Consider the following 24148-nt stretch of genomic DNA (forward strand, 5'->3'; position numbering starts at 1 on the left):
AAGGATACGCATCTCTTCGAGCGTGTTGTGAGCCAGGCTCCGGCCATCTCGTTTCATGGGCGATGCTCTCAATAGCTATCGCCCAAGCATAGACCATCTGTCCGCAAAATTCCTGACTTATGAGTAATTAACCAGGCAAACCACTTAAACTGCCTCCCTTCGCCATGTAGCCGGCTTTCCCGACCTCGGACTACTACGGAGGCTCCGCCAGCCTGCACGTCATCGGGGGCACACTCCCTTGGCATCCGTGCAGACCTTCCCCAGTTCACATGCTGGACTCAACGCATGGGCGAGGCTGCCTGTCGCAGTCTTTATCCTTGCTTGCCGCAAGTCGTCGCGAACACCACGGTCTAGCTGCGCGCTCCCCGTGGTTCCATGCCGACCAGCATACATATCCAGTCGGCGCTCGTGCCGCCGGTCCATACGTGTGACCGACGTCAGTCCGCGTCCTGCCCATAAAGCGGTGTGGGCAGGGGTGACATTTCAACCCTCAGATGCGGTTTAACAGGTTCGTGTTCCTCAACCGTCCCATGCTCAGCCTGGAGGCTCATCTTGGCGTAACCGCTTCGCCGCAAGCCCCGTTTCCCACGGACTACGTCACCTTGCCAGTGTCAGCAAGTCACCGCCGCTTCGGCTCACTTCCTCTCGCAGCAGAGAAAGGGCATGCCCCGGTACCGCAACATCAACTACTCCGGAGTCCTGCATTCCAAACATGCTCAAGCAGCTTCACCCCCATACAGGCGGGCTACGCTGGCTGGGCGTACCATAGGTAAAATCTGACACCCACAGCGCATTGGGCCGTTTAGCCGTGAATTGCCGCTTCACGAGATCCTTCGGGCACGGCGAACCATCGCTCACTGTCGTGCGTACCGTCTTGCCCCGCACCACACCGCGCAGGCCCATCTGCTTCATCAGCCGCTCGACCGTGCAGCGCGCCACGACAATGCCTTCCCGCTTCAATTGCGTCCAGACCTTGTCCACACCATAGACCTGGAAGTTTTCTTCCCATACGCGCCGGATCTCATCCTTGAGCATCCTGTCGCGCCGGGCCCGCGGCGGCGTCAGGCCAGGATCGGCGCGGCGGCCCACGTGCTTGTAGTACGTCGACGGTGCGATCGGCAGCACCCTGCAGATCGGCTCGACCCCGTAGACGTGCCGATGATTATCGATGAACGTGATCATCACTTCGGTCGGCGGTCGAGCTCCGCCTGTGCGAAATACGCTGACGCCTTGCGCAGGATTTCATTGACCTGCCGAAGCTCACGCACTTCCCGCTCCAGTTCCTTGATCCGATCCTGCTCCTGCGTGCTTGTGCCCGGGCGCAAACCCCGATCCCGCTCTTCCTTGCGCACCCAGCTACGCAGCGTCTCGCCCGAGCAGCCCAGCTTCGCTGCGATCGAGGCGATCACTTTCCATTGCGATTCGTGGTCGCCCTGATGTTCCAGTACCATTCGCACAGCCCGCTCACGAACTTCCGGCGAGTACCTTGGGGACTTCTTCTTGGTGTTTTCCATAGCTCCATTTTCTCAAGAAGTGGAGCCTCCGGAAATCCCGGGGCGGTTCACTTCACGCGCGGCGTTGAATGCCTCAATCTGAGGTTCTGGCTCGTATTTCTGCCAGCGTATCCTCAAGAAGCTGCTGTGCTTCCTCGGCTGACTCCACGCCAAACATGACGGCCCCGAACGTGCCGTCGATGTGCATCATAAGCACGTGTGCCTTTGCGGTTTTGCCTTTCTTGAAACGGGTCACGAGTTTCCGGTAACCCTTCAGTGCCGTCCCTGAGGAAAACAGTGCTTCGTCGGGCTGCCAGTTATCGACATGACCACCCCACCAACGGGTATCGGCTTGGTCAATCAGCGCCACCAGCAGGCGGCGATTCAGTCTTGTTTGCTGTGCACTGGAAAATGCGTCTTCCAAAGAAAGTGTCATGTGCGTTTTCGGTCCCTGATCGGATGAAGCGGATGAATGTGCATCCACAGTTTCTCTACTTATGGCGGGTCGAATTGAGAGGCTTGAACGAAAATGCTAGCATGGCAATAGTAAAAAGCTGCGACCAGAAACGAAATGTCATACCTCGAACGCGAACGACTGCCACGTGCCTCGACCGGGCGTTGTCACGTTAAGGTATACCAGACGCAAGAGCGCACAGGAGGTAGATTTGCTCAGAAATTGGACGGATCCTGGGTGAGCCCAGTGACCCAGGAAGCGATGCCACCCGGCAAAGCGTGCGGCGAGCTGTTTGCGGCAGCAACGCGCCGACGGCGGGACGCGAAACGACCCGGTCGCTTCGGCCGCCGCATACACCGTACCCAGCCATCGCCCTGAGCGAAGACGTGGGCGCTGCAACCCGTGCGGAGCAGGGCTGCCCGGACTCATTTCAATATCCGGTATCATGCGCGCAGCCAGTAGTATTCGCCCGACGCTATGCCTTCGAACATTTCATCGGTGGACTCTAGGATGTTTTGCCGCCAGTAGCGGCCATGCTCGGCGTAGTGCGATAGCAGGTCGGCTAGCATCGAACCCGACAAGTTCTCTTGGAACGGCAGGCGCACCACCAGCACCATGCCACCCGTATCGGTATCGAGGCCAAGTTGCGCCTGGTCCTGGGCATAGACCAGCAGGTTTGCTTCGAGCATCAGCCGGAATACGATCAGCGTGCGGCCCGTGGTCACCGTGCCATAGTGGAAATTCGCGTACATAGCATCTAGATCGCTGTCGAAGTAATCGAGCCGCACATCGAAGCCCTCGACTTCTATCGAACGCGTTTTCAGCACGAACTCGACGTCGGGCAAGCCCACGACACGGCACAGTTCGGTGACAATCTGCGTGTAGCGTTCGCTGCTCACGCCATGATTCCATCAAATGAAGCGACAGGCTGCCCGCATGCGGACGGGTCAGCGCGCAGCGCCAATTTGTTGTTCCTGGAGATGACCAATCACGCGTGCCGCGGCCATGAATCCCCGGTACAGTCGCGCGAGATTGTCGCGGTCCAGTTCCGTGCGTCCCTGCGCCTCGCCAATCTCGCGGGCAGTCGCCTCCAGCGCGCCGCGCAGCCCGTCGATGTCCGCAAGGCCGGGGGTGGCGAGCGACGCACGCAGGCTGTCGAACTGGGCAGCATGCGCTTCGATCTGTTCGTACATGTAAGTCTCCGCAATAAATCGATGAACCTTGGGGCCGCCGCGCGCTCATCCCTGCGGCGCATGGCGCGCAGAAAGACTGGCGGCGGGCGGCGGCGTTAACATGACGCCCTGAGCGGCCTCCCATGTCACGATCTGCGCACTGCTGCTGGCGTCGGCGTGTGCGGCCCGGGCCACTTGCGCGCCCTTCCCGGCCGCCATGCCGGCTATGTGCCTGGCCGCCGCCGGTTCGAGCGGCGCGCCGCCCAGCACAGCATTGTCGGTAGGCGCGGGTGCTCGCGCCGGCGCGCCGCTCGGATTCGCGTAAGCGCCGGCAGGATCGGCATTGACTTCGGCTTCGGCATTGGCGTCGCCGGCGCCGGACACGAGGGGAGAACCGCTCGCGGGATCGCTGGATGCAAGCGTTCCAGGCAAGTCCACCGCGAAGATGTGCTTGATGCCATCGGGCGTTTCCGCATATCGCACGTCCTCCGATGAAACCATTTCCGAGTAGCTTGCTACCGCCAATTCCGGACCCGGCCGCGAAACCTGGTCCGCCTGGACCAGCAGCGCCTTGACATTCGAATCGAGATCCGAGCGCACGCGCGCCACGGCGGCATCGAGCTGGGTCTTGTCCGCCACGTGGCCCGAGATCACGAAGCGGCCATTGCCGGCGTAGGAAACTCGCGCACCGGCCACGCCGAGCGAATCCTGGATGCTGCGCACGTCTTCCTGGGCGACGTCGTAATTGCGCACGATGCCGTCCGGCGCAACGCGTGCAAGCAGAGCACGCACGGCGGCGGCGTCGCTAGTGCTTGCGACCATGCCGGTCACCGCCACGCTATTGCCAAGCGGGACTGCATGCAATCCGGCAAGGTGCGACTCGGCCAGTGCCTGCGATATCCTCAACGTGCGGTCGTTGGCGCTTGGGGGAAACGCTGCGTCGCTGATCTGCATGGTGATCACGAGCGCGCCTGCGGTGATCACGCCGCCAAGCAGCACACAGGCCGCAACCGCCGTTAGCTGACGGCGCCGCCGCCGCTGATGCCTCAGTGAGGCCAGGGGCGATTTCACCGGGCTGGCAAGCAATATGGAAAGCAGGTCCAGGTCAGAAGGCCAGGCCGTGTCTTCGGGGCCGAGACATAGCACAGTATCGTCGAACTGGACCGGCACGAAGTCAATCAGCAGGACCGCGTCGGCTTCGGCATCGCCGGGCAGATCGCGCGAAATGCTAACGACGCCCGTTTCATCGACATCGACATGCGCGTCGGGACCTTGCCAATCGGCGAGGTGTATGTCCGCGTCGTCGTCCGGGCCAACGCGGTGCCGCCCTGGCGTGAGCGGCAACGACCCGCCTGCATGGATACCCGTCAGTATTCGGAGAACTTTCATCGCGTGTCCTGCATTGCGGTTCAGTGGCGGCGGGGGCCGCGGGATGGCTTGCGCGGGCCCGCTGGCCGAGTGCGCGAAGGAGCCTGTCGAGAGTGGCCAGTGTCAAATGTAGCGATTCACGATCGCGCTCACTCAAGGTTATACGAAGCGTGCACAGCGCAGGCGAAGCTTTGCGCTTGTCAGCGGCGCGTGCCTCGTACACCTGGGCCAGCGCCGCTCGCCGCCGATGCCGATCGCGGCGCATCCGCCCGTAGTTCCTCGTGTGTCGTGCGCGTTGCTTGCAAGCCGATGAGCGCTTCCTGCATGCCGATACGGGCAATCGATTTGTCGAGCGAATCGTTCGCCGACGGCCGGTCACCATTGAGCCATATGAGCGGGGCCAGCAAACGAGCGTCGCGAACCCGTTCGCCCCAGGCGCGGGGCGCGTCTCCATCCTGTACCTGACGCGACCAGGGAGCGGCCGTGGCTACGGCAGGCGTACTGCCGGCGTGCACGGCGTTGCCTGCCGTAACTGCGCCCATGGGCGTGGCGGCACGTTGTTTCGTCAGTTCGACGAAGGGTCCGAGTCCCGCGACCGGCTGTGCGCCATTGCGGCGCCTGAACGCAAGCCAGCGCCGGACGTGCTGGATCATGCCGAGATGAAAGGCCGCGGACGGATCGGCCGCGAGCCAGTCGACGATATCAAGCAGGCCGTGGCCCCAGATGCCTCGCATGGCGCTTGAATGCCGGGAATCGTCGCTGGCGGCATCAAAGCAGGCGGCGATGGCAGCGAGTGGCGAGGCGGTGCCGGTCTGCTTTATCGTTTCGCTTGCCGCTCCTGACTGACGCGCATCGCGCCTGTCGTCCGGCTGGCGCTCGCGCTGTTGCTGACTGCCGCCGCCACCGCCGCCAGTTCCGTCACCACTGCTGCCTTGCTGGCCGCCGTCGTGCGGTCGCAGGCTCTTGCGCATCGACCCGCCCGTGGCCTTGACATGCAGCTTCTTGCGGTGCTCCTGCGAGCCCCCTTGGTCCGAGGCGCCTCTGCCTTCGTGCTGAGCATGGCCGCCACGGCCGTCCTGACGCAGTGCCACAGCCGCATCACGCGGATGAAACACGCTGACTTCGGAGCCGCCGCTTTCCTCTGCGCCGCCTGCATACTCGCCATGGCGGCTGCGCCGCATAACCGAGCGCAGCCACCCGAGCCGCAGCAGATTCCGGGTGTTGATCGAGCGGATTTGCCTCGCATGCTCCGAATTGCCGCCATAGGCATAACTGGTGCCGTGATGCAGTGTGGCAAAGCGCATGCCGTTGTGCGTAGCCTGCGAGTGATCGAGGCATTGCGCCTCCGAATGACGTTGCGCTTCGACAGCCGCTGCGGCATCCTGCGATCCGATCGATGTCATCGTTGTCCTCCTGTCATCGGCGCGCTATTGCGGTAGCACCGCGCTCATCATCTGGTCGGCGAAATGCAGGACCGCGGCGCCCGACAGCGGCGCGGCGATGACAATCGTGACCGTGACCGCGATGAGTTTTACCGCATGCGAAATCGACTGGTCCTGTATTGATGTGATCGCCTGCAGGAACGACACGCCCAGCCCGACCAGTGCGGCCACCACCATTGTCGGCAACGACACGGTCAGGCAGAGCAGCACGCCCTGTATGGTGTACTGGATCAGCGTGTCCATTTGCATGGCGGGTTTCCTATCGATAGCTCATTACGAGCCCGTGGATGAGCGTCGACCAGCCGTCCATCACCACGAACAACAGCAGCTTGAAGGGAATCGCGACGTTGGTCGGCGTGATTTGGTTCAGCCCCATTGCAACCAGCACATTGGCGATGATCAGGTCGACCACGATAAACGCGATATACAGCATGAAGCCGATCTTGAACGCCTCGGTGAGTTCAGTCAGAGTGAAGGCGGGCGCGAGCACGATCAGGTCGTCCTCTTTGAGCGCCTGCGCTTCCTGCTTGGGCCACACCATGTTGGCCGAACGCACGAAAAAGCGCTTCTCGCGTTCCTGCGCGTGCGCCTTGAGAAACGTGCGGAACGGCTCCTTGGTTGCGTCGAAGATCTGGATCATCGCCTGCGAGGATTGCGGCTCGATTGACTGGCCCTGCAACTGCTTGCTGGCGGCGATGCCAATGGGCGCCATGGCATAGATCGACACCAGGATCGCAATACCGTTGAGCACCATGTTGGGTGGTACCTGCTGCACGCCCAGCGCGTTTCGCAGCAGCCCGAGCACCACCACGACCTTGGCGTACGACGTCACGACCATCGCCACGAACGGGATCACGCTGATGACAACGATTGCCAGCAGCAGCCCGGTGATGTCGCTAAACTGAACCATCGGCAGACCTCGGACGCCCCGCGGCGTAGTACGCCATGCGGATGATTCGCACGCCAAGGTGCTCGCCGACCGTCACCAGTTCGCCGTACCCGATCGTGCGCCCATGCACGACGAGACGCAGACGCGCGTCGGCAAACGGCACGGGAAGCTCGACTACGTAGCCGGGCCCAAGGGTGGAAAGCTGTGCAAGCGGCATGGCGACCGTATCGATTTCGAATTGCACGGGCAGTTCCAGCTCGCCAACCCGGATGAGGTCATCGGCTTGATTGACGGCGGCGGCTGCATCGACAAAAGCCGAGTCCAGCTTGTCTGACATGTACGGCTCCTTGGCGAGGATGGGCGTTGGCCCGTCGAATTGCACGGCGGCGCACAGGCGCTTGAGCCCCGGCGTGCCCCATACGGCAACGGCGCGGGGCGCTGGCGCGCCGTGGCCTCGGTCAGCGCCATCCGGCGCGGTTTCGTGCGAGGCGAGGATCTGAGCGTCGAGTCCAGGAACGAGGGCGCGCAGCAGGACGTCGCCCGGAGACAGTTCCTGAAGGGTGGCGACTGGCAGTGCCTTGACGCCAAGCACAATGCTGCCCGGTAGTAGCAGGTCATCAAAAAACGGAACTGGCGAGATGCGCGCGACACAGGCGTCAAAGACCATGAGCGCGGCGCGCGGCAGCGACAGCAGATGTTCATAGCGTTCTGGCGCGCGGCCGGTGGCGCCTCGCGCGGGGTCCGCCAGCGCATAAGCGAGTTGCACGACTGGTCCGGAAGCGCGGCTTGCAAGGCTCCCGCGCGAGATACCGGCAAGACGTGCATCGACAAAACCAAGAATCATCATGCGCGTCAGCAGCGGCTCGACAAGCAAGCCCGCCACCGCCAGCGTGAGCGCGTCACGCGTGCGCGAGGCGGCTGCGTCCGGTGCGGCGCCGGCCGGAGCGCTCATGCTGCCGCCCAGCGCTATACGCAGCGAGGGATATTGTTCAAGGTCGACCTCGAGCAGCGCTTCTGCCCGCGCGGCGGGATTATCCGCCATGCTGAACGCGAGGCGCAGTACCGCCGGATCGCGTGCTCGCGACCCGGCGCTCGCCTGTTCGCCTGCCGCGAGTACATCAATGGCGATTAGCTGCGCGCCGCCTCTCGCGGCGCAATCCGCAAGCCGAAGATCGCACAGCGACTGTAAGAAGGGCAGCAGTTCACGACTGACAGGCGTGAGCCTGAGCGCGGCAACGGGCATTGCCGGGCCGGCGGCGCGCCGATGCACAAGCGCGGCGTGCACGAGCGGCCTTGGAGGCGAATCATCGTCGGGTTCCGGAACCGAAGCGGCCATTGGCTTTACCCTCGCTTACCAAACGGTGATCTGAATGTCGCGGATGTTGCCCCACCCACTGAGTGTTGCATCGAGTTCCCGTTCAAGCATTGCACTGTGGCCCAAGAGTAATTGCCTGGTCGCGGGATCCGGCGCATCGAACCGAAGCTGCATGACGAAACGCGAAAGCGTGAGGTAGAGCGTGGTGTGCGGAAACAGCGTCTCATCGAGCGGCATGCGCACGTCCCAGTTGCCCGCTGCCGCGATGGCGCGGTCATTGGCGAATCCCGCGATCTCATGTGCGAGTGTCCCGACTATGTCGAGTCCCCGTTGCTGGCTCGCGAACACAGAGGCAACCAGCGCCTCGGAGGCATGCTCTACACGCGGTCCGATGCCGTCGTTGCCGGCGGCATCGGAAGAAGCGGGGGCCAGTGCCATGCTGTCAAGGCGCGTGTTCATCAGGCCAGCGCTCAGCAGGCACGGGCCGTCGCGCGAAGCCGGCGAGCCGCCGTCGTCTGCTCCGCCGCGATGCGCGCCTGCAGGTTGTACGGCATGCGGCTCCTGTCCGACCGGCCGATGCAAACCGGGACCGCCGCGCAACAGGCTCGCGTAATCGAAGTTCGAAAAGCGCTCGGTCTGGTTCCATGTGCCGCCATCATCTGCGTGGTCATCGACGGGAACGACGCGCAGGCGGCGCGAATGGATCGAGGTCATCGCAGCAACTTCAGAGGCCAACGCGGCCGAGCGGCTTGAACTCGACCTGCTCGCCCAATTCCTGGTACGAGTACACCGCGAGCCAGCCGATGCGTGGCTCGATCATGCGCCGCACGTAACGGCGGATATCCATCGACGTGACGAGCGCCACGCCGCTTTGCGGCGTCTCGCCCACAAATGCCTTGATGCGTTCAGTGAGGGTAGCCATGTCCTCGGGCGGCAGCGCAAGGAAATTTCCGGTGGGCGTCTGCTTGATCGACTGCCGGATGTGTTGTTCAACCTGCAGGTCGAACAACACCACTGAAAGGGTCTTGCCGCCCGCGGTCGCACGATGCGCAAGGAAGCGCGATAGGTCGCTGCGCACGTACTCAGTGAGCATCAGCGCGTCTTTTTCCCTCGGGCCCCAAACCATCAGGCTTTCCATGATGGTGCGCACGTTGCGGATCGATACGTGTTCCTCCAGCAAGCGGCGCAGCACGTCGGCGATGCGCTGCAGCGGCAAGCCCTTCTGCACTTCGGCGACAAGGCCAGGATAATCGGCGCCGAGCTGATCGAGAATCCACTGCACTTCCTGGATGCCGAGGAAGAGCGGAGCATGCCGGTGCAGCAGCGCCACCGACGCATGTGCGATCACCTGCTCCGCGCGCCATACCGTGGTCTTCGGGGGCACCTGGCGGTCTTCGATCCAGTGCGTGGGAGTGCCGCTGGGTTCGATCGGGTCGCGCGTTTGCGCCTTTGCCATCAGCGCGGCGAGCGCACCAGCGTCCGCGGGCACGCTTGCGGGCATCGACAAATGCAGCATGTGCGCAGCCTCGGGCAGCATCACCTTGCCGGGCGGCAGTTCAATGCGCAGTTGCTGGACGTCGTGCATAAGGATCTCGCAGGTGGACGGGGGCAGTGCGGCATGCGTCCACATGGTGATGCCGGGAAAGGGCAGGCCGAGTTCTTCCTGCAGCGCACAGCGTTCGAGATCGAACGACTTGTCAAGTGACGGAATGGTCAGCCGCGCGAGCAGGTCCGGCGCAATGCGCACGCCTAGCGCGCAAGTGAATTGCGGCGCGCGCGTGAGGATTGCAGGCGTCTGCGTCCTGGAGCCCGAGCGTTGCATGGCATTGAGGCCTTCATCCTCCTTGGCCGGACGCTGCGGCGTCTTGCGGTTCAGGCCGAACGCAGAAAACGCCAGCGTGCCCGAGAGCAGCAGGAAAAGCGCGGCGGGAAAACCCGGGACGGCGGCGAACGCAAGCAGCAGCGCCGACGCGAAGTACAGCGCGCGCGCACTGGAACTCAACTGGCGGCCGATTTCGTCGCCCAGCGAAATCGGCTTCGAGCGCCGTTCGTCCGAGACCCTCGTGATCATCACGCCTGCCGCTACCGAAAGCAGCAGTGAAGGAATCTGCGAGACCATGGCGTCGCCCACCGATAGCACCGAGAAGCGGTTCGCCGCTTCGCCCGCGCTCATGCCGTGGTACGCGACACCCACGGTGATCCCCGCGACAATGTTGATGGTCGTGATGATGAGGCCTGCGATCGCGTCGCCCTTGACGAACTTCATCGCGCCGTCCATGCGGCCGTGCAGCTGGCTTTCGATTGCAAGCGTCGCGCGCTTCATGCGTGCCTGTTCGCCGGTCAGCAGGTTGGCGCGCAAGTCGGCGTCAATACTCATTTGCTTGCCCGGCATGGCGTCGAGCGAAAAACGCGCACCGACTTCCGCCACGCGTTCGGACCCCTTCGATATCACAATGAACTGCACGGTCGTGATGATGCCAAACACCACCAGCCCGACCACCAGGTTGCCGCCTACCACCAGCTCGCCGAAACTGTCGATGATATGGCCAGCCTCAGCGTGCAGAAGGATCGATTTGGTGGAGGCAATGTTCAGCGACAGCCGGTAGAGCGTGGTGAACAGCAACAGTGCCGGAAACGCGGAGAGCGAGAGCACGTTCGGCACGTAAAGCGTGATCATGAGCAGTGTCACGCTGATCGCGATATTGATTGCGAGCAGGATGTCGATCAGTGCGGGTGGCAACGGCAGGATCATCAGCGAGAGGATCGCGACGATCATGGCCGCGATACCGAGTTCTCCCCCGGCGGGCAGTTTGAGCGCTTTCAGCATGGCAGGTCCGTTGAGTCGCCGGAACGGGAAGAGGCGGTTCCGGTGTCGCCGCGCCGCGCGCCGATGGCATTGACCCAGCGAAGTATCGCCGCCACGGTTTCAAACAGTTCCTCGGGAATAGGCTGGTCGACGCCGACCTTGTAGAGCGTGCGCGCGACAGGAGGATTGCCGACGATCGGCACGCCCGCATCACGCGCCGCGCCGCGCAGCCTTGCAGCCTGTTCGTCCACGCCTTTTGCGATCACGCGCGGCAACGGATATTCGTCGGGTGCATAGCGCAGTGCGACTGCATAGTGTGTCGGATTCACGAGCATCACATTAGCCAGCGACACGGGCGCCTGCACCGCCGTCTCCAGGAGAGATCGCACAATCCGCCCGCGTTCGCGCTTGATGCGCGGATCGCCCTCGAGCTGCTTGTTTTCTTGCTTGACTTCGTCCTTGCTCATCATCAGCCGCTTGATGAACATCATCGACTGCAGCTTGACGTCTGCGCAGCCTGTGAGAAGCAGGATCGCCGTCGCGATGACCAGCAGGCGCACCATGATGTCCCACATCATCAGCACGAGGCCAGGCAATGGCCGATATAGCGATCCCACGATCAGCGGGAACAGCCACTTGATGGTGACATACATGACTGCCCCCATGAGCGCAGCCTTGATGATCATCTTCGCCATGTCGATCACAGTCTTCACGGAGAAGATACGCTTGAGGCCGGTCATTGGATGGACGGCGGTCAGGTTTGGCGTCACGGGTTTCATCGCGATCTTGAAGCCGACCTGCGCGCCGCAGGCGAGGATCGCCGCGAGCGCTGCCGCGCACACGCAGGGAATGATCACGAGCAGCGCCGCTCCGCCGAGCTTGAACAACTGTGCGTAAAGCTTGGTGTCCGAATGATCGGCATCGACGAAGACGATCGCGAGCGCGATCAAGCCGCGAAACGCGTCGTTGAGATGGCTTGCGCCCGCTGCGAGCAGCAGGACCACCGCTGCCATGCTGACAGCCGACACGAGATCCGCGCTATGGACGGCCTGACCGTCCTTGCGCGCGTCCGCGAGCTTCTTGCGAGTGGGCTTTTGAGTCTTTTCGTCGGTCTGGCTCATGAAACGGCTCGGTGAACGGCGGGAGGATGCCAGGACAGATATGGCCGGCGCGTAGCCGGGATGGGCCGAAAGCGTGCCGACGTTACCGCGCCCCGCCTGCGCCGACCGGTATGCGGGCGAAACGAGCGCGTGCGAGGCGAAGCACGCCGGGCACTTCGGGTGCGCTGCGTTTGCTTCGCGTCGGTGCTGCAAGGCGGTGTATCCGGTTGCTATGGTACTTTCGTACCCGTATAAATTCATCAGGGAGTCAGCGGTCGTGAACGCCAGCAAACCGGAGTACCTGAACTGCAGTGCCGAGATTGTCGGCGGATTGATCGAAACGATCTGTGTGGCGCTGTTCGAAAAGTTTCCGAGACCTTCGGTGGATCGTGAAGACGTCGGCCTCGTGCTCGATGCGCTGCATGTGTTGCGCCCTGATGTCGCCGAAGTCGATGCGCTGGACGGCATCCTGCACATCGTAAATGGCAATTGGGACGACGCGATCCATATCCTTCACCAGGTCGTGGCGCGAGCGCCGGGCTTCCTGTATGCGAAGTCGTTGCTTGCTTTCAGCCTTGCCGCAAAGGGTGACTCGCATTGGCGCCAGTGCGCGGGCGAAGTGATCGAGAGTGACGCGGCGGGCGGAGACGCCGACAAGCTGGTGCGCGCGCTGATTGCCCGGGACGACCTGATGGCCGCGCACCGGGCCGGTCAATTGAACGGCAAGTTTGTCATGCCCGATTCGGTTGCGGCGATGATCGAGATGGCGCGAGCACCAGCGGACGCACGAGGCACGCCGAATAGCGCAGGCAGCGGCCCGCAGACAGGCGCGGCGGCCGAAAGCGTGCCATACCAGGGCTTTATCGGCGCGTGAAAGCGAGACGCCGAGCATCGTCTGGTGCAGGTTTGAAGATTTTCACGTGAACGCGGCGCCAACGCCATGGCAATCTGTCAGGAGACACCCATGAGTATCAGTATTGAAGCCCTGCAAATGCGGGCCGCACTCGATTCGCTCGCGCAGGGCGGGAGCAAGGAGGGAACGACGCCGGCGGAGCTGGCCAGCCGCTTCGAGTCGATGATGCAGGGTGCGCATCTTGAAGCGCCGGCCGCGAACACGCCCAGCGGCATGCAGACCGCCGCGAAGGTCCTGGCCACCCAGGACGCCGAACTGCAGCGCATTCCTGTTGACGCCCAGGCGTTCGTCCAGGCGGTACCAACTATGTCGATGCAGCAACTATCGGCGAGCGCCACTACGCTGATGCTGGATATGTCGGCCGAGCAGCTTGATCTGCAGGCGAAGATGGGCGTGGTCCAGTCGACCAGGTCGGCAATCGAGACACTGATGAAGAACCAGTAATTCCGCACCAGGCTTGCAACGGCTGGTTGGATCGTCACTCAGAAAAACGCAGGGAATGCACATGGTGGAACAAAGCACGCTGCGCCCCGTAAGCAGATGGCTGTTGTGCGCGCTTGCGCTCTGCATGCTTCTCGGCGGCTGCAAGACGGCGTTGTACGACAAGTTGGCCGAGCAGGATGCCAACGAGATGCTCGTAGCGCTGCTGGAGCATGGCGTGGATGCGGGCAAGGAGACGTCAGACAGCGGCAAGACCTGGTCGCTGAAAGTGGATGACAGCCAGCTGATGCAGGCCATGCAGGTGTTGCGCGCGGCTGGCTTGCCGCACAGCCGTTACGACAACCTCGGCGAGTTGTTCAAGAAGGACGGCCTGGTGTCCACGCCCACCGAGGAGCGCGTGCGGTTCATCTATGGCATGTCGCAGGAGCTCTCGTCGACGTTATCGAAAATGGACGGTGTGCTGGTCGCACGCGTACAGATCGTGCTTCCGAACAACGATCCGCTCGCGCAAATCATCAAGCCGTCGTCGGCCGCGGTGTTCATCAAATACCGGCCGGACGCGGATGTCGGCGCGCTGGTACCGCAGATCAAGACACTGGTCATGCATAGCGTGGAAGGCCTGAATTACGACGAAGTCAGCGTAACCGCGGTGGCAGCCGACCCGGTCGACGTGGCCCGCATAAAAAGCGCTTCCGGCACGTCGGCATGGGTGATTGCGGCTATCGTGGGCGGCTGTCTCGTGGCTGCGCTCGCGTTGCTGGTGGTGGCGCGGCGCAGCGTGCAGTCGGGCAGCGAGCCCGGGATGGACGCAGTGAAGGGCGCGGGCGGCAGTCTGGTCGGGCGCGTCCGCCGGATTCTGGGACGCGTGCCTGCGCGGCCGGCGGGATGAGCGCGGCCGGATGTCGTCTGCAATGGCAAACGGCACGATGCCTCGCCAGCGCGCGTGCGCCGCGTTCGCAAACCGACTGCAAACCAGGAGTGACGCGACCATGAGCGCGCGGCTCGACCAACCTTTCATACGAGCGGCGGCAGCGCTGCGCAGTTATCGCGCCAACGCTGGCGAAGCCGCGCGTTGGATGCATCCATCCTGGACACTGTTCCTGCTCGCGCTTGACGCGGCGCAGCTCGCCGACTGGAACCGCGCGCTTGCACAGTCGTCGCCTGCTGCCGTGGAGCGTGTATCGCTTGCTTTGTGCGCAGGCGCGGGCGTGGTCGCGCCGTCTATCCCAACGCTCTCGCAGCCGGCCTTGCGTCCCCGGCCGCAAGGCGCGAGCCCCAATCCCTCGCTGATCGACGTGGTTCCTGCCGTCACCGGACAGCAGGTGCTGCGCATGCGCGCGCTCTCGTTCCGGCGCACGGAAGTGCGCCGTCTGATCGACCGGCGCTCGCGTGAACAGCTCTCCGCGTGGGCTGGGTGCTCAGTCGATTCGCTATGCCACGACGCGCATCTTGCCGAGGCGCCGGATCTTGCACGTCTTGGCATGCGGGCGCCGATCATGCCGCTGGGCGAACTGGACGCAGATGCACTTTCGCTCGAAGGCCTGATGCTGATGCAGCGCGACCTCGAAATGCAGGCGTCCCCCTGTCCGCTGCTGGGCCTGGCGTTGCCCCGCATGCTGCATCCGCCCGCATGGATTGCGGGCATGCCGCGCGAGATCGATTCACCTGGTACCGCGCGGCTATTCGCGCGGCTGCCGGAACTGCTACCGGAGTGGGCATGGCTATTTGGTTGAGAAACACTCGTCAATTGCAGAACGGCGCCGCTGATGATCCGGGCAGCGCGCGCGTGGGTGCTCCCGCGGAAATCATGGGCGCAGCGGAATTCGGCGCGCTGGTCGCGCTCGACGAAGGCTTCCGGGTGCTGCACAGCGAACGCGAGGCAGTGCTGGCTGCGGCGCGAGAGGAAGCAGCAAGGCTTGTCGATGCGGGCCGTGCGGAGGCGGCCGGGTTGATCGAACAGGCGCGCCGCGAGCGCGAGACGGCAGCGGCGGAAGGTTATCGCGAAGGCGAGGAGCGCGCGCTCGCAGACTGGTTCGAGCGCACCGCGCAAGAAGGCGACGCACATGCGCGGTTGCTCGGACGCATGCGCGAGCGCCTGGCAGCCGTGGTGTCGGTTGCTGTCGAAAAGGTGGTGAGGGTCGAACAGCGCGGCCTGTTGTTTGAACGCGCTCTTTCGGAAGTCGACCGCATTGCAGGCGGCGCGACTTATCTGAACATCGCCGTGCATCCTAACGACCAAGATGACGCCCGCATCGCTTTCGACCGGCTGGCCATGCGTTGGCGGGAAATAGGGCAGGCGTTTCCGCTGTCCATCGTGGCGGACCGGCGGCTTGCGCCGGGCAGTTGCATCGCAGAATCGGATTTCGGCACGGTCGACGCCAGTCTCGAAACGCAGCTGCGTGCAATGCGCAGTGCCGTGTCGCGGGCGCTCAAGCGCGCCGCCCTGGACGCGGAGCGAGACAGCTCCGGCTCGCCGGAAGAGGGGGGTGCGCCGAGCGACCAGACCAGCGAGGTGCACAGCACATGAACCAGCCCCGGCTCGAAGCGGACTTCAGCTTTTTCACCGACGAAATCGAGCGTGAGCTGCTCGAGGCGTCGGGCATCGTGCGAACAGGCAAGGTGGTCGAGGTGGTCGGCACGCTGATCAAGGTAGCGGGGCTTGACGTATCGCTCGGTGAGTTATGCGAGCTGCGCAACCTGGCTGATGGGCCGGTGCAGCACGCGGAAGTTGTCGGCTTCACGCGCGACCTCGCGCTGCTCTCTCCATTCTCGCGGCTTTCCGGTATTTCGCGCTCGACCCAGGTGTTCGGCCTCGGCCGGCCGCTGGAAGTCGGCGTAGGCGACGCGCTGCTCGGCCGTGTGATCGACAGCCTGGGCGTGCCGCTCGATGGCGGTCCGCCGATCGAAACCAGCGCCACGCGCCCCGTGTTCGGTACGCCGCCGCCTGCCATGGGCCGCCGCCCGATTACGCAACCTCTTGCCACCGGCGTGCGCCTGGTGGATGGCCTGATGACGCTGGCGGAGGGCCAGCGCGTAGGCATCTTCGCATCGGCGGGCGTGGGCAAGAGCACCTTGCTTGGCATGTTCGCGCGTGGCGCCGAGTGCGATATCAACGTGATCGCGCTGATTGGCGAACGCGGACGTGAAGTCCGCGAATTCGTCGAGGAGATTCTGGGAGCGGACGGAATGACCCGCTCCGTGGTCGTGTGCTCGACCTCGGACCGGTCTTCCATGGAGCGCATGAAGGCTGCGTATGTTGCAACTGCAGTTGCCGAATATTTTCGCGACCGGGGCCAGCGGGTCCTGTTGATGATGGACTCGCTTACCCGATTTGCTCGCGCGGGCCGCGAGATCGGCCTGACCGCCGGCGAGCCGCCCGCACGGCGCGGTTTCCCCCCTTCTATCTTCGCTGAATTGCCGCGCCTGCTGGAACGCGCGGGGATGGGCGCGGGAGAGCATTCAGGCTCGATCACGGCGCTTTACACCGTACTTGCCGACGACGAGAGCGGGACCGATCCGGTGGTCGAGGAAGTACGCGGCATTCTCGACGGCCATATGATCCTCTCGCGTGAGATCGCGATGAAGAACCGTTATCCCGCCATCGACGTGCTAGGCAGTCTCTCGCGGGTGATGCCGCGCGTGGTGCCCGCACACACGCTGCAGGCGGCCGGCCGCGTGCGCGAAATGCTGGCTAAGTATCGCGAGGTCGAGATGCTGCTGCAGATCGGCGAATACCAGGCGGGCAACGATCCTGTCGCCGATGAAGCGATTGGCAAGCGCGCCGCGCTGGAAGCTTTTCTCACGCAAGGCACCGATGAATTCACACCGCTTGAGCGCACCCGCGCCAGCCTCGCCGAACTCGGCGGACCAGCGCTATGAGCGATCGCCGCATCGTGGCGCTCGAACTTTCCGCGCGTCGCCGCCAGCGCCTGGACGACGTGTTGCGTGGCACGCTCCAGCAGCAGCGCGAGGGACAGGCGCAGCAAGTCGCGCTGTGTGCCGCATGCCGGCGTCAGGCCGACAGCAGCGCCGCGGCGCTGCTCGAACGCAACGAACGCCTGGATGCGCTCATGGGTGAAACCCGGGCGTTTTCTGTCGAAGCGCTCAATGAAGCGCGGCGTTACCTAGAGCGCGTCGCCGAGCTCCATCACATGAACCTGTCCGCTCTCGAACGGCAGCAGGCAGAACTGGTGCAATGCGACGCCGCGATTGCCCGGACTCGCCAGCAGATCGCGGGCAACCGCATGCGTATCGATCTGGTCAAGGACCGCGCGAGTCGCATACAGCGCGAGATCGACAACACGGCAAGCGATGCCGCTGACGACGAGGCGCAGGAGAATGCCGTTGGCCGCATGCTGCGCGCGCGTAGCGTGGCCGCGTGAATTCAATTGCAGCGCTGCCGCCATTCGTCGAACTGATCGACGGCTATCTGCTCCTGACAGGGCTGTGTGCGCTGCGTCTGTTTGTCACCTTCTACATCTTTCCGCCGACTGGCGACACCGTGCTGCAAGGCCTTGTCCGGACCGCACTTGTCTTACTGTTCAGCGCTTACGTTGCGTATGGCCAGCCGCGCGATTTCATTGGCACGCTGCATGGCGCGCTGCTGGTCGAAGTGGGAATGCGCGAAACGCTGATCGGCCTGGTGATCGGCTTCGCTGCGTCCGTGGTGTTCTGGGTCGCGGAAGGCGCAGGCACTTATATTGATGGCCTGAACGGTTACAACAACGTGCAGATCAGCAACCCCACGCGGCCCGAAACATGCACTCCAACCGCCGCGCTGCTCGGCCACATTGCGATCACCGCGTTCTGGGCGTTCGGCGGCATGACCTTTCTCCTCGGAGTGGTGTACGAGTCGTACAACTGGTGGCCGGTTTCGGCAGCGTCGCCCAACGTCCCGAACATCATTGAAGCGTTCACCATGCGCGAAACCGACACGCTAATGCAACTGGTCGCCAAACTCGCCGCGCCAATGATGCTGATCCTGCTGCTGATCGATTTCGCCTTCGCCTTCGCAGTCAAATCGGCGGCTAAGTTCGACCTGATGACCTTGAGCCAGCCCGTCAAGGGAGCGATGACCGTGCTGATGCTGGCGCTCTTCGTTGGCCTCTTCGTGGATGAGGTCAAGGACCAACTCATCCTGCGGGATTTCTCGGTCAGAATGCGGGCGCTTTCGCAGAAGGTAGGCGCCGGAAAACCTGACGCCGTGTCGGGCGCGCAGCCGCCTGCCGTGACAAATCCGGTAACGAAAACTCAATACTCCTCAAATTGTCATAGGAAGTCAGATTTATTGAAAGTCTCGATTTAATTCACCGTTACATTGACTGTCATCCGGAACGACACGCGCCGCAGCCAGCGCATCACCAGGAGCACAGTCTTGTTCTCGACACTGTATTTCCCATTTGTCGCCACCATTTCCGCATCTCGCCCAGTCAATGGCGAACCCTTCGCTGCTCGCTTCGTGAAAGCCGTGACCGAGGGCCAGCTCGCGAGCGCGAGATCTATTGCAGGAAGATGGGCGGAAGACCCCGGCACAGGGGACGAGGGCGCCAGGGTGGTGCAACGTCACGCCGACCTGCAACTCATGGCGCGTGTGGAAGTGGAGGCGGAAGAGGAGTACCGGCGCTCGCAGAAAATGATCCGCTCGTCGAAGCGGGCGCTGCGTATTGCGTCATCCCGCAACGCTGGTTGGCAGGCGCTGTTTCGCAACCGCCTGGGCCCCGCGCTCGCCTGTTTTTCGCGTCTCGCCGATGAAACCGATATCACGCCCTCGCGCGCGGCTGAAGCACGCTTTGCACTCGTGTGCATTCTCCAGGAGCTTGGCATTACCGCGCAGATCGGCCCCGCACTCGCTGACTTGCGCTCACGGCTGGACGAGATCGACGACGAGTCGCGCGGCCACTGGGGCGAACTCGTCGATACACTTGCGTTCGACCTTGCCGTGCAGGCAGATATCCGCTCGGCGGCCGCGCTGCAGGATCACGTGTTCTGGCAGTCGAGCCTTGCCGACCACGCCACGCTTGTATTCGGCACGCCTTCGCGCGGTATCGACGAACTGCTCGCCGATACCGCGTACGTCCGCTCGCCACTGCTTCGCATTCGCATCGACTCGCTGCGCCAGCAACGCGCGGCGGCCAGTGGCGAGCGCGCCGCGTTCGGCAAGCTGCTCGACCATCTGCGCTGGGCGGGCGAAGAAAACCTGCCGGATTACCAGCGCACCGCGCGGCTTGAAGCGGCGCTCGCCGCCCTCGCCGGCGCCACGCCGCAATTGGCGGAAGAAGTGCTCGCCCCCCTGCACCACGTGGCGCGGCAGGTCTTCACAGGACATCGCCAACTTGAATATCTCTACTGCCTTTCCAAGACGCGGCAGTCGCAAGGGCGCGGGCTGGAAGCAACGCAGCTGTATAGCCGTTATGCGCTGGTCGCGATGCAGTGCCTGCGCGCGGATTCATATCTGCGCGCGCTGCTTATTGAGCGGAACACGAAGGCCGCGCCGCAACTTGACGATATAGGCGCACGGTTGCCTGCAAAATATCGGCGTGCTTATCAGTTCGTGCTCGAAAACCTTGATCGTCATGATCTGTCGGTCCGGGAAGTCGCGGCGGAGATCGGCGTGACCGAACGCGCATTGCAAAGCGCGTTTCGCACCTTACTGGGACTTTCGCCTACCGAGTTGATCCGCCGCCAGCGGATGGAGCGTATTCGCGGGGAACTCCTCGACGGGTCGTCCGCCAGCGAGCGCGGAATATTGCACGCGGCCGGCCGATGGGGCGTGAAGAACCGCTCGACGCTCATCAACGGATATCGCAAGCAATTTCACGAACTGCCTTCCGAAACGCTGAAACGCTAGCTTTCCTGGTCGCGAGCCTATTCGACATCCGTCCAATTCCTATTCCCCATCCGACATGAAATCGACGCTCTTCTTCAGGGCGATACTCGTTGCTGCGCTCATCAGCGCGGGCGTGCCCTCATGGACGCACGCCACACCCGTGCGCTGGCGCAATCAGACCGTGCATATCCTGGCGCACGGTAAGAACCTGACCGACGTGCTGCGCGATTTCACGGCAAGCCAGGGCATCACCACCTCAATCGCCAGCAACGTGCAAGGCACGGTCAGCGGCGAATTCAACATGACGCCGCAGCGCTTTCTCGATACGCTCGCGTCCACGTTCGGCTTGGTCTGGTTCTACGGCGGCAATATCCTCTCAATCAGTAACGCCAACGATGTAACCCGCCAGGTGATCTATCTCGATCACGCTTCGCCCGCACAGCTGGTCCGCGCGTTACGCTCGATGCGGCTTGACGATCCGCGCTTTCCAGTGACCTATGACGCGGCGGCCGGCACCGTGCTGGTGAACGGTCCGCCGCAATACGTGCAGGTTGTGCAGTCGATCGCTCAGCGGGTTGACCAGTCGAAAGACCGCACTTCGGGACCGGTGGTAAGGGTGTTCAAGCTGTATCACGCCTGGGCCGACGACCACAAGGTCCAGATCGACGGCCAGAACATTACGGTGGCCGGCGTGGCGAGCGTGCTGTCGAGCATCTACCATCCTCGGCGCGGCTTAGATAATGCGCCGGCTTCAGGCTCGCCAAGTATCCAGCGCGTGCAGCAGATGAGCGAGCTGAGCGGCAGCGCCGACGGCGGCGGCTTTCGCAGCACTGTCGGCAGTGGCGGAGGCGGAGGCGCGCCGCAAATGCTGATGCCGCCGTTGCCGTCGAACCTGAACGTGGGGGCAACCTACGGTGGTGAAGTCGGCGGCATGACGGGCAATCCGGGCGCGGGAGATGCGTTCTTTGGCGGCAACAACAACGGCGGCGGCTCCGGCGGGCTGGATGCGTCACTGCCGGTGATCCAGGCCGATCCGATCACCAACTCCGTGCTGGTGCGGGATATTCCGCAGCGCATCGATCAGTACGACGCGCTGATCAGTCCGCTCGACGTACGCCCGAAGGTGATCGAGATCGAAGCCCACATCATCGAGATCGACGACGACTTGCTCAAGCAGATCGGGATCGACTGGCGCGCGCACAACCGCCATCTCGACCTCCAGACCGACTCCGGCGCCACGTCTCAGACCGGCTACACAGGCTCGCTGAATCCAAGCTTCGGAACGACCACGCTGTCGGACGGCACCGCCGTCATCAATTCAACACCGGTGGGCGGTTCTATCACGGCGGTCCTCGGCGACGCTGGCCGCTATCTGCTCGCGCGTGCAAATGCTTCGGAATCCACTACGCTCGCCAAGATCGAGGCCACTCCGAAGGTCGCCACGCTCGATAATGTCGAAGCGGTGATGGACAACAAGACACGCTTCTTCGTGCGGGTATCAGGCTATACGTCGGCGGATCTCTACAGCATCTCGACTGGCGTCTCGCTGCGCGTGCTGCCCATGGTCGCGCAGGAGAACGGCGAGACTCGGATCAAGCTTAACGTGCATATCGAAGACGGCCAGATTGCCGGCGACCAGACTGTCGACACATTGCCGGTCATCACCGAGAGCGTGATAAATACGCAGGCGTTTGTCACGCAGGGCGAGAGCCTGCTGATTGTAGGCTACAGTACAGACGCAGAGTCCAATGGCACTACCAACGTACCGGGCAACTCCGAAATTCCCGTTCTCGGCGCGCTGTTTCGCAACAACACCAATAGCCACTCGCACATGGAGCGCATCTTCCTGCTGACGCCGCGCGCGATCGAGTTCTGATGGGGGCGCATAACGCTCAGTCGGCGTCCGGATCATCCCCGCAGTGGCTGGCGCGCGTACCGGCAATGCCGTTGGCCAGCGAGCCGGGAATCCAGCAAGCAGTCGGTGACGCCGGCCAAGGCTGCACCGACTGGGCGGCAGCTCCGGCAACAGGGCGAAAGACAGCTATTTGCGCGTATGCGCCGTTCAGTGGCTTGTGAGGTGCGCCGGCGGAAACTCGCGCTGGGGCAGCGGCAGGGCGCCTAAGCTGCGGTGCGGGACAATCGGCCGCTCCTCGTGGCTGTCAGGAACCCATGTCCGCAACCTCGGCGTCCTGCGACACGGCGCTTGTGCGGGTTGCATCGGCTTGAGCACCGGCAAGTTCGATCCGGTAACCATGCGCGTACATAGTGCGCAGCTGCACGCCAAGCAACCCGTTGAGGCCTAATTTCTTGCGCAGTTTGTAGATGTGCTGCTCAAGCGTGCGACCGACGATATCCTCGGTACTGCCCCACACGGCCGCGGCAATCTGGCTGCGGCTCACATATTCGCCTGCGTGCGAGAACAGCATCCACGCAATGGCGAATTCGCGCGACGTCAGCCGCACGGATTCATCGCCCACCAGGATCGATGCCGTACGTCGTTCAAGGGTATAAGCGCCCACGGTCACGCTATCGTCGTCAAGCGGCGTCGTCCCCTGGCCAAAGCGGCGCAGCGTCTGGTATGTGCGTGCGGCCAGTTCAGGACCTGTATACGGCGCGATGACAACTTCGTCCGCGCCCGCTGCATAGGCCATTTCAATGCTCGCGCGGTCATTGAAGGTGCCCACGACGATCAATGGCGCGCGACGGTCCGCGTAACATCGGCGACGCTCCAGTACGGCGCTGTTGCTGTCCAGGCAACCAAGGTCGATGAAGATCGCGCAGAAGTCCTCGCGATACATGGCCCTTGACAGCGAAACGTCATCGTGGAACAGCTGGCACCTGACTGCATCGTCCATGAAATTTTCATTCACCAACTGGAACAGCGAACCACTGTGCGTCAGGACCGCGAATTTCATGGACAACTCCTGTTCGGAAAACATATTCTGAATCCGGTAGTGGTGCAATTTGGATGCGCTGGTCTGTTACGCCCGGGATTTTGACGAGCACGAGCCAATGGGTAAGCTGAAAGACATTGACGGATTGTTCAACGGGCGCCACTTCGATCGCGAGGTTATTGTCCTCTATGTGCGCTGGTACCTGTGTTACAAGCTCAGCTTTTGGGACCTCACGGAAATGTGATCGCCGAGCGCGGTCTGTCGATGGCGCACGACCATGCGCTGGGTCCAGCGCGCTTCACGCCGGAATTCGTCAAACACTGGAATCGCCTGGCCTTGAAAGCCGGTCAGTCGTGGCGAGGGCGTTGTCACGTTAAGTTATACGAGGCGCAAGAGCGAACAGGAGGTAGATTTGCTCAGAAATTGGACGGATCCTGGGTGAGCCCAGTGAAGCGATGCCACCCGGCAAAGCGTGCGGCGAGCTGTTTGCGATAGCGTGAGGCACGCAGTAAATGTCGCTTGAGCGCGAAGTGCTGGCGAATCGGTCCGAAGCCCGATAAGAATGCTTGTGTGCGACCAGGCTCGCGGAAACCACGCATCCGGCGTTCGCGCTCACGCGTAGGTTGATGGCTGTTTTCGGCAAGGTTGTTCACCCGGGCACTGGCTTTGACGAAGACGTGTTTGATGTTTGCCAGTTCGGGAATTTCGGCCTTCGCGGCCGGATAGCTGCGCAACTGATCGGTGACAATCCTTCGTGGCGCGTTGGCACAGGCGGCCAGCACGCGGTTGAAGAAGCGCTTTGCTGCGGCCTTATCGCGATGTTTCTGCAGCAGGATGTCGAGTTCGGCGCCGTGCTGGTCGACTGCCCGCCAGAGCAGATAAGGCTCACCGCGCAACGTAACGAAGACTTCGTCCAGATGCCATATGCGCCCAGGCTTGCGGCGGGCAGCTTTGACGCGATCTGCGAAGCCCGCGCCGAATTTGAAATACCACCGAACCGCGAGACTAAGGATTGCTGCCGGGAACCGGTGGCCG

The 24148-nt window shown here is 63.0% G+C and carries 23 protein-coding genes, 2 pseudogenes and 1 other annotated feature; of the genes and pseudogenes, 11 read left to right on the plus strand and 14 right to left on the minus strand.

Translation table 11 applies throughout. From position 1 onward, the window contains the following. Nucleotides 1–765: 765 nt before the first annotated feature. The 12 genes and pseudogenes from AB4Y40_RS41720 to sctU all read right to left on the minus strand — a co-directional run. Nucleotides 766–1514: pseudogene (locus tag AB4Y40_RS41720) on the minus strand (IS3 family transposase); the annotation flags it as partial. Next, nucleotides 1108–1224: a sequence feature (AL1L pseudoknot), on the minus strand. Its footprint overlaps the pseudogene before it by 117 nt. A gap of 73 nt (nucleotides 1515–1587) precedes the next feature. Continuing rightward, nucleotides 1588–1929 carry a hypothetical protein gene (locus tag AB4Y40_RS41725; RefSeq protein ID WP_368692841.1) on the minus strand — a complete coding sequence of 114 codons (342 nt, stop codon included), beginning with the start codon at nucleotides 1927–1929 and terminating at the stop codon, nucleotides 1588–1590. A gap of 461 nt (nucleotides 1930–2390) precedes the next feature. Then, nucleotides 2391–2846: a CesT family type III secretion system chaperone gene (locus tag AB4Y40_RS41730; RefSeq protein WP_368692842.1), complete on the minus strand. Its 456-nt coding sequence runs from the start codon at nucleotides 2844–2846 to the stop codon at nucleotides 2391–2393. A gap of 48 nt (nucleotides 2847–2894) precedes the next feature. After that, entirely contained in the window at nucleotides 2895–3140 is a 246-nt protein-coding gene (locus tag AB4Y40_RS41735; RefSeq protein WP_368692843.1) for a type III secretion protein, read from the minus strand. Nucleotides 3141–3185: 45 nt separating this feature from the next. Further along, nucleotides 3186–4508, minus strand: a complete 1323-nt coding sequence (locus AB4Y40_RS41740) for a type III secretion protein (protein ID WP_368692844.1) — start codon at nucleotides 4506–4508, stop codon at nucleotides 3186–3188. Nucleotides 4509–4687: 179 nt separating this feature from the next. Then, nucleotides 4688–5890 carry a hypothetical protein gene (locus tag AB4Y40_RS41745; RefSeq protein WP_368692845.1) on the minus strand — a complete coding sequence of 401 codons (1203 nt, stop codon included), beginning with the start codon at nucleotides 5888–5890 and terminating at the stop codon, nucleotides 4688–4690. Between the two features lie 24 nt (nucleotides 5891–5914). Then, nucleotides 5915–6178: a type III secretion system export apparatus subunit SctS gene (sctS, locus tag AB4Y40_RS41750; RefSeq protein ID WP_342924805.1), complete on the minus strand. Its 264-nt coding sequence runs from the start codon at nucleotides 6176–6178 to the stop codon at nucleotides 5915–5917. Nucleotides 6179–6188: 10 nt separating this feature from the next. Further along, nucleotides 6189–6839 (minus strand): type III secretion system export apparatus subunit SctR, encoded by a 651-nt coding sequence (gene sctR, locus AB4Y40_RS41755; RefSeq protein WP_368692846.1) that lies wholly within the window; start codon nucleotides 6837–6839, stop codon nucleotides 6189–6191. Continuing rightward, nucleotides 6826–8154 carry a type III secretion system cytoplasmic ring protein SctQ gene (sctQ, locus tag AB4Y40_RS41760; RefSeq protein WP_368692847.1) on the minus strand — a complete coding sequence of 443 codons (1329 nt, stop codon included), beginning with the start codon at nucleotides 8152–8154 and terminating at the stop codon, nucleotides 6826–6828. Before sctQ ends, sctR begins: the two co-directional genes overlap by 14 nt. Before the next feature lie 15 nt (nucleotides 8155–8169). Continuing rightward, on the minus strand, nucleotides 8170–8847 hold the full coding sequence (gene sctP, locus AB4Y40_RS41765) for a type III secretion system protein SctP (protein ID WP_368692848.1): 678 nt from the start codon (nucleotides 8845–8847) through the stop codon (nucleotides 8170–8172). A gap of 10 nt (nucleotides 8848–8857) precedes the next feature. Beyond that, nucleotides 8858–10960 carry a type III secretion system export apparatus subunit SctV gene (gene sctV, locus AB4Y40_RS41770; protein ID WP_368692849.1) on the minus strand — a complete coding sequence of 701 codons (2103 nt, stop codon included), beginning with the start codon at nucleotides 10958–10960 and terminating at the stop codon, nucleotides 8858–8860. Beyond that, nucleotides 10954–12060 (minus strand): type III secretion system export apparatus subunit SctU, encoded by a 1107-nt coding sequence (sctU, locus tag AB4Y40_RS41775; protein ID WP_368692850.1) that lies wholly within the window; start codon nucleotides 12058–12060, stop codon nucleotides 10954–10956. Before sctU ends, sctV begins: the two co-directional genes overlap by 7 nt. A gap of 211 nt (nucleotides 12061–12271) precedes the next feature. On the opposite strand from sctU, the gene AB4Y40_RS41780 reads away from it, so the two are divergent. The 10 genes from AB4Y40_RS41780 (at nucleotide 12272) to sctC (ending at nucleotide 22095) form a co-directional block, all read left to right on the plus strand. Then, a complete protein-coding gene (locus AB4Y40_RS41780; RefSeq protein ID WP_368692851.1) occupies nucleotides 12272–12913 on the plus strand; it encodes an HrpB1 family type III secretion system apparatus protein in 642 nt (213 codons plus the stop codon). A 90-nt stretch (nucleotides 12914–13003) separates the two neighbouring features. Continuing rightward, nucleotides 13004–13396, plus strand: a complete 393-nt coding sequence (locus AB4Y40_RS41785) for a type III secretion protein HrpB2 (RefSeq protein WP_368692852.1) — start codon at nucleotides 13004–13006, stop codon at nucleotides 13394–13396. A gap of 55 nt (nucleotides 13397–13451) precedes the next feature. Next, nucleotides 13452–14282: a type III secretion system inner membrane ring lipoprotein SctJ gene (gene sctJ / locus AB4Y40_RS41790; protein ID WP_368692853.1), complete on the plus strand. Its 831-nt coding sequence runs from the start codon at nucleotides 13452–13454 to the stop codon at nucleotides 14280–14282. A gap of 100 nt (nucleotides 14283–14382) precedes the next feature. After that, nucleotides 14383–15126 (plus strand): type III secretion protein HrpB4, encoded by a 744-nt coding sequence (locus tag AB4Y40_RS41795; RefSeq protein WP_368692854.1) that lies wholly within the window; start codon nucleotides 14383–14385, stop codon nucleotides 15124–15126. After that, complete coding sequence (gene sctL, locus AB4Y40_RS41800) at nucleotides 15111–15920, plus strand: type III secretion system stator protein SctL (protein WP_368692855.1); 810 nt, start codon at nucleotides 15111–15113, stop codon at nucleotides 15918–15920. Before AB4Y40_RS41795 ends, sctL begins: the two co-directional genes overlap by 16 nt. After that, entirely contained in the window at nucleotides 15917–17272 is a 1356-nt protein-coding gene (sctN, locus tag AB4Y40_RS41805) for a type III secretion system ATPase SctN (protein WP_368692856.1), read from the plus strand. Before sctL ends, sctN begins: the two co-directional genes overlap by 4 nt. Before the next feature lie 14 nt (nucleotides 17273–17286). Next, the gene (locus AB4Y40_RS41810; RefSeq protein WP_368692857.1) at nucleotides 17287–17775 is read left to right on the plus strand and encodes a hypothetical protein; all 489 of its coding nucleotides are present in this window, start codon (nucleotides 17287–17289) and stop codon (nucleotides 17773–17775) included. Between the two features lie 5 nt (nucleotides 17776–17780). Beyond that, nucleotides 17781–18698, plus strand: a complete 918-nt coding sequence (gene sctT, locus AB4Y40_RS41815; RefSeq protein ID WP_368692862.1) for a type III secretion system export apparatus subunit SctT — start codon at nucleotides 17781–17783, stop codon at nucleotides 18696–18698. A gap of 69 nt (nucleotides 18699–18767) precedes the next feature. Beyond that, on the plus strand, nucleotides 18768–20240 hold the full coding sequence (locus AB4Y40_RS41820; protein ID WP_368692858.1) for a helix-turn-helix domain-containing protein: 1473 nt from the start codon (nucleotides 18768–18770) through the stop codon (nucleotides 20238–20240). A 55-nt stretch (nucleotides 20241–20295) separates the two neighbouring features. Continuing rightward, nucleotides 20296–22095: a type III secretion system outer membrane ring subunit SctC gene (gene sctC / locus AB4Y40_RS41825; protein WP_368692859.1), complete on the plus strand. Its 1800-nt coding sequence runs from the start codon at nucleotides 20296–20298 to the stop codon at nucleotides 22093–22095. 283 nt (nucleotides 22096–22378) lie between these two features. Here the strand turns inward: sctC and AB4Y40_RS41830 are convergent, their stop codons facing one another. Continuing rightward, nucleotides 22379–23134: a winged helix-turn-helix domain-containing protein gene (locus tag AB4Y40_RS41830; RefSeq protein WP_368692860.1), complete on the minus strand. Its 756-nt coding sequence runs from the start codon at nucleotides 23132–23134 to the stop codon at nucleotides 22379–22381. A gap of 97 nt (nucleotides 23135–23231) precedes the next feature. On the opposite strand from AB4Y40_RS41830, the pseudogene AB4Y40_RS41835 reads away from it, so the two are divergent. Further along, nucleotides 23232–23392, plus strand: a pseudogene (locus AB4Y40_RS41835) (IS6 family transposase); the annotation flags it as partial. Nucleotides 23393–23529: 137 nt separating this feature from the next. Here the strand turns inward: AB4Y40_RS41835 and AB4Y40_RS41840 are convergent. Further along, nucleotides 23530–24148: IS6 family transposase (locus AB4Y40_RS41840; RefSeq protein WP_368692861.1), on the minus strand; the 619-nt coding region annotated here is incomplete at its 5' end.

The sequence above is a fragment of the Paraburkholderia sp. EG287B genome (assembly GCF_040965595.1).
In the GTDB taxonomy this organism is placed as follows: domain Bacteria; phylum Pseudomonadota; class Gammaproteobacteria; order Burkholderiales; family Burkholderiaceae; genus Paraburkholderia.

Bases quoted from the DNA above. Each gene is read 5' to 3' on its own strand.
- AB4Y40_RS41725 (WP_368692841.1), bottom strand. From the start codon at position 1,929: ATGACACTTTCTTTGGAAGACGCATTTTCCAGTGCACAGCAAACAAGA.
- AB4Y40_RS41735 (WP_368692843.1), bottom strand. From the start codon at position 3,140: ATGTACGAACAGATCGAAGCGCATGCTGCCCAGTTCGACAGCCTGCGT.
- AB4Y40_RS41740 (WP_368692844.1), bottom strand. From the start codon at position 4,508: ATGAAAGTTCTCCGAATACTGACGGGTATCCATGCAGGCGGGTCGTTG.
- AB4Y40_RS41745 (WP_368692845.1), bottom strand. From the start codon at position 5,890: ATGACATCGATCGGATCGCAGGATGCCGCAGCGGCTGTCGAAGCGCAA.
- sctS (WP_342924805.1), bottom strand. From the start codon at position 6,178: ATGCAAATGGACACGCTGATCCAGTACACCATACAGGGCGTGCTGCTC.
- sctR (WP_368692846.1), bottom strand. From the start codon at position 6,839: ATGGTTCAGTTTAGCGACATCACCGGGCTGCTGCTGGCAATCGTTGTC.
- sctQ (WP_368692847.1), bottom strand. From the start codon at position 8,154: ATGGCCGCTTCGGTTCCGGAACCCGACGATGATTCGCCTCCAAGGCCG.
- sctP (WP_368692848.1), bottom strand. From the start codon at position 8,847: ATGACCTCGATCCATTCGCGCCGCCTGCGCGTCGTTCCCGTCGATGAC.
- sctV (WP_368692849.1), bottom strand. From the start codon at position 10,960: ATGCTGAAAGCGCTCAAACTGCCCGCCGGGGGAGAACTCGGTATCGCG.
- sctU (WP_368692850.1), bottom strand. From the start codon at position 12,060: ATGAGCCAGACCGACGAAAAGACTCAAAAGCCCACTCGCAAGAAGCTC.
- AB4Y40_RS41780 (WP_368692851.1), top strand. From the start codon at position 12,272: ATGGTACTTTCGTACCCGTATAAATTCATCAGGGAGTCAGCGGTCGTG.
- AB4Y40_RS41785 (WP_368692852.1), top strand. From the start codon at position 13,004: ATGAGTATCAGTATTGAAGCCCTGCAAATGCGGGCCGCACTCGATTCG.
- sctJ (WP_368692853.1), top strand. From the start codon at position 13,452: ATGCACATGGTGGAACAAAGCACGCTGCGCCCCGTAAGCAGATGGCTG.
- AB4Y40_RS41795 (WP_368692854.1), top strand. From the start codon at position 14,383: ATGAGCGCGCGGCTCGACCAACCTTTCATACGAGCGGCGGCAGCGCTG.
- sctL (WP_368692855.1), top strand. From the start codon at position 15,111: ATGGCTATTTGGTTGAGAAACACTCGTCAATTGCAGAACGGCGCCGCT.
- sctN (WP_368692856.1), top strand. From the start codon at position 15,917: ATGAACCAGCCCCGGCTCGAAGCGGACTTCAGCTTTTTCACCGACGAA.
- sctC (WP_368692859.1), top strand. From the start codon at position 20,296: ATGAAATCGACGCTCTTCTTCAGGGCGATACTCGTTGCTGCGCTCATC.
- AB4Y40_RS41830 (WP_368692860.1), bottom strand. From the start codon at position 23,134: ATGAAATTCGCGGTCCTGACGCACAGTGGTTCGCTGTTCCAGTTGGTG.